Origin of the sequence: Roseicyclus sp., from assembly GCF_052168335.1 — a bacterium.
In the GTDB taxonomy this organism is placed as follows: domain Bacteria; phylum Pseudomonadota; class Alphaproteobacteria; order Rhodobacterales; family Rhodobacteraceae; genus Roseibacterium.
On the sequence record NZ_JBQLZP010000601.1, the window covers coordinates 1 to 3,962 of the forward strand.

4 protein-coding genes are annotated in these 3,962 nt (G+C 74.5%); 3 read left to right on the forward strand and 1 reads right to left on the reverse strand.

The window, feature by feature from the left end; all coding sequences use genetic code 11:
* The 3 genes from moaC to lexA form a co-directional block, all read left to right on the forward strand.
* Positions 1-371: cyclic pyranopterin monophosphate synthase MoaC (moaC, locus tag ACTS11_RS18460; RefSeq protein ID WP_442641753.1), on the forward strand; the 371-nt coding region annotated here is incomplete at its 5' end.
* A 52-nt stretch (positions 372-423) separates the two neighbouring features.
* The gene (locus tag ACTS11_RS18465; RefSeq protein WP_442641754.1) at positions 424-1,623 is read left to right on the forward strand and encodes a molybdopterin molybdotransferase MoeA; all 1,200 of its coding nucleotides are present in this window, start codon (positions 424-426) and stop codon (positions 1,621-1,623) included.
* Positions 1,624-1,720: 97 nt separating this feature from the next.
* Entirely contained in the window at positions 1,721-2,410 is a 690-nt protein-coding gene (lexA, locus tag ACTS11_RS18470) for a transcriptional repressor LexA (protein ID WP_442641755.1), read from the forward strand.
* A gap of 7 nt (positions 2,411-2,417) precedes the next feature.
* Here the strand turns inward: lexA and ACTS11_RS18475 are convergent.
* Positions 2,418-3,962: ComEC/Rec2 family competence protein (locus ACTS11_RS18475; protein WP_442641756.1), on the reverse strand; the 1,545-nt coding region annotated here is incomplete at its 5' end.

The window sequence follows — 3,962 nt, forward strand, 5'->3', positions numbered from 1 at the left end:
CGCCCGCGACCCGCCCCCTCGTCGAGGAGGGCCGCGCCAGGAAGGGCGACGTGCTGTCCGTTGCGCGCCTCGCCGGGATCATGGGCGCCAAGCGGACGGCGGACCTGATCCCGCTCTGCCACCCGCTGCCGGTGACGAAGGTGGCCGTGGAACTCGAGCCCGACCGCGCCCTGCCCGGCGTGCGCATCACCGCGACGGTGAAGACCACGGGCCAGACCGGCGTCGAGATGGAGGCGCTGACCGCCGTGTCGGTCGCGGCGCTGACCGTCTACGACATGCTGAAGGCCGCCGAGAAGGGCATGGAGATCGGCGGGCTGCGCCTCCTCCTGAAAGAGGGCGGCAAGTCCGGGCGCTACGAGGCCGGGCGGTGATCCGGGTGGCGGGCCGGGTCGTGCGTATTTTCGGAAAGATGAAGGGGCCGACATGATCACGGTCGAGGAGGCGCTGTCGGCCTGCCTCGCGCTGGCGCGCGTGCTGCCGGCGGAGACGGTGCCGCTGTCCGAGGCGGCAGGACGTGTGCTGGCGGAACCGGTCTTCGCGACGCGCGACCAGCCGCCCTTCGCGGCCTCGGCCATGGACGGCTACGCGGTGCGGACGCAGGACGCGCGGCCGGGCGCACGGCTTGCGGTCGTGGGCGAGGCGCCCGCGGGCCGCGCCTGGGCGGGCGCGATCGGGGCGGGAGAGGCGCTCAGGATCTTCACCGGCGCGCCGCTGCCCGCGGGCGCGGACCGGGTGGTGATCCAGGAGGACGTGACGCGCGAGGGGGAGGCGATCGTGCTCGGCGACCGGCTCGACGCGGCGACGAACGTGCGGCCGGCGGGCGCCGACTTCCGCGCGGGCGCGCGGATCGAGGCGCCGCGGCGCCTCTCGCCCGCCGATCTCGCGCTGGCCGCGGCGATGAACTCGGCCCGGGTGTCGGTCACGCGGCGGCCGGTGGTGGCGCTGATCCCGACGGGGGACGAGCTGGTCCTGCCGGGCGAGGCGCCGCGCGCGGACCAGATCGTGGCCTCCAACATCTACGGGCTGAAGGCGCTGGTGGAGGCCGAGGGCGGCCTGGCGCGCCTCCTGCCCATCGCGCGCGACGACCGCGAGAGCCTCGAGGCGGTGCTGGGCCTCGCCGCGGGCGCGGACCTGATCGTGACGGTGGGCGGCGCCTCGGTGGGCGACCACGACCTCGTCGGCGCGGTGGCGGGGGGGCTCGGCCTCGAACGGGTGTTCTACAAGATCGCCATGCGCCCCGGCAAGCCGCTGATGGCCGGACGGCTCGGCGAGGCCGCGCTGCTGGGCCTGCCCGGCAATCCGGTCTCGGCGCTCGTCTGCGCGCATCTCTTCCTCGTGCCGATGCTGCGCGCCTTCCTCGGGCTGAAGGCGGGCGCGCGGCGGCGGCGGCGCGCGCGGCTCGGCGCCGACCTCGGCCCGAACGGCCCGCGCGAGCACTACATGCGCGCCGAGGTCTTCCCCACGGGCGATATCCCCGAGATCGTGCCCTTCGACCGGCAGGACAGCTCGCTCCTGTCGATCCTGAGCCGCGCCAACGGCCTTCTCGTGCGGCCCATCGGCGAAGGGCCGCGGCGGGCGGGCGAGATCGTGGAATACCTGCCGCTCGGGCCCATCGCGGAGTGACCCACCTGATTCGTTGACAACAGGGACGGAACAGGTGTAGAACGTAACGCGAACGAGCACGAAGCGGCCGATCACGCCGCGGCAGGAGGAGCATGGAATGCTGACCCGGAAACAGCGCGATCTTCTGGAATTCATCCACAGGCGCGTGCAGCGCGACGGCGTCCCCCCCTCCTTCGACGAGATGAAGGAGGCGCTGGACCTGCGCTCGAAGTCCGGCATCCACCGGCTGATCACGGCGCTGGAGGAGCGCGGCTTCATCCGCCGCCTCGCGCACCGCGCCCGCGCCATCGAGATCGTGAAGATGCCGGACGCCGTCGAGGGCGGCGGCCGCTTCGCGCCGCGGGTGATCGACGGCGCGCGCGCCAACCAGCCGAGGGGCGCGATGCCGGTGACGGCGGCCTCGGCCTCGGAGCTTCCCGTCATGGGCCGGATCGCCGCGGGCACGCCCATCGAGGCGATCAGCGAGGTCGCCTCGCATGTCGCCGTGCCGCAGCAGATGCTGAGCGCGGGGCGCAGCCACTACGCGCTCGAGGTGCGCGGCGACTCGATGATCGAGGCCGGGATCAACGACGGCGACATCGTCGTGATCGAGGAGGGTGCGGCGGCCGAGAACGGCGACATCGTCGTGGCCCTCGTCGAGGGGCAGGAGGCGACGCTGAAGCGATACCGCAGGCGCGGCGGGATGATCGCGCTCGAGGCGGCGAACCCCGCCTACGAGACGCGGGTGCTGCGCGAGGACCAGGTGACGGTGCAGGGCAAGCTCGTCGGGCTGATCCGCACCTACTGATCCGCAGCTACGGATCCGGCGTCCAGAGGCGGGTTCCCTGCGTCTCGCGCGCGGTGCGGATGGTGAAGCGGCCGCCCCCGGCCGCGATGGCGACCGCGCCCGTTCCCGCGAGATGGACCGGGTCGAGGATCATGCAGCCCGCGACAGGCGCGGCGGATGCGGCCATGGCCGGGGATGCCGGGCGGGCGGGACCGGGGGGTTGCGCGGCCGGATGCGAGAGCGGCACGGTCGGAGCCGCCCCTTCCGGAGCGAGCGCCACCCGTGACCCCGGACGGGCGCCCTCCGGCACGGGCTCGGCCCCCTCCAGCGGTTCGGACAGCACGAGGAGGTCATGGTCCGCGCAGGCCCGCGCCGCGTCGGCGAGCGCGCGGCGCCCCGCCCCGTGCCAGATCCGCAGGTCGCCCGTCTCGATCGACATGCCGGCGCCGTCCGGCACCCAGCCGGGGCGTGCCGCCGCCTCCTCCTGCGTGGCGCGGTCGCCGTCGTTCTCGAGCCAGATGCCCGCCACGAAGCCGTCCCCCCGCGGCCGCGACAGCGCCCTGCCCTCCTCCGTCATGACGCCGACGAGGCCGCCGGTGTCGGAGACCAGGACCGCCGGACGCTCGCCCCCCGTCCAGAGCGCCCCGGCGAGCGCGAGGGGCGCGAGCCCCGTCCACCGCCCCCGGCCACGCCAGAGGATCAGGAGGACGCCGCCCGCCGAGACGAGGCCGAGCGTGCCCGGCGGCGGGTTCGGCACGAAGTCCACCGCGCCCGGCAGGTCCGAGACGCGCCGCGCGACCTCGAGCGTCCAGATCAGCCCCGGCTCCATCACGGCGAAGGCGAGCCACGACAGGCCGAGGGGCCAGAGGATGGCGGCCACCACCGCCGCGGGGATGATGAGGCTGCCCATCACCGGCACGGTCAGGAGGTTCGCGGCGAGCCCGTAGACGGAGACGCGGTTGAAATGCGCCGCGGCGTAGGGCGCGGTCGCGGCGCCGGCGACGATCGAGGACATCATGAGCGCGAAGAGCCACTTCTGCCAGCCGGGCCGGGCGCGCAGCCACTCCGCCCCGCGCAGGCCGTTGAAGACGGCGACGAGCGCCGCGGTCGCCGCGAAGGACATCTGGAAGCCCGGCGAGAACAGCGTCTCGGGCCGGTGGGCGAGCACGATCAGCGCCGCGATGGCCACCGAGCGCAGCGTGATCGCGCGCCGGTCCAGCATGACGGCGCAGAGCATGACGGCGACCTGGATGAAGGCGCGCTCGGTCGCGACGTTGCCCCCCGAGAGCGCGAGGTAGAAGGCCGCGGCACAGAGCGCGCCCGCCGCTGCCCATTTCCGGATCGGGTAGCGCAGTGCGAGATAGGGCACGAGCGCGAGGGCGAGGCGCAGGCCGCCGTAGACCACGCCGGTCAGCAGCCCCATGTGCAGGCCCGAGATCGCGAGGAGATGGGCGATGTTGGCGTCCCGCATGTCCTCGACCGGCCCCGCCTCGAGGCCCGAGCGGTCGCCGGTGAGGACCGCCGCGGCGAAGGCGCCCGGCTGGCCGGGGATCGCGGCGCGAATGCCCTCGGA

Excerpts from the sequence above, each read along its gene's own strand:
- ACTS11_RS18465 (WP_442641754.1), top strand. The coding sequence starts at position 424 with ATGATCACGGTCGAGGAGGCGCTGTCGGCCTGCCTCGCGCTGGCGCGC.
- lexA (WP_442641755.1), top strand. The coding sequence starts at position 1,721 with ATGCTGACCCGGAAACAGCGCGATCTTCTGGAATTCATCCACAGGCGC.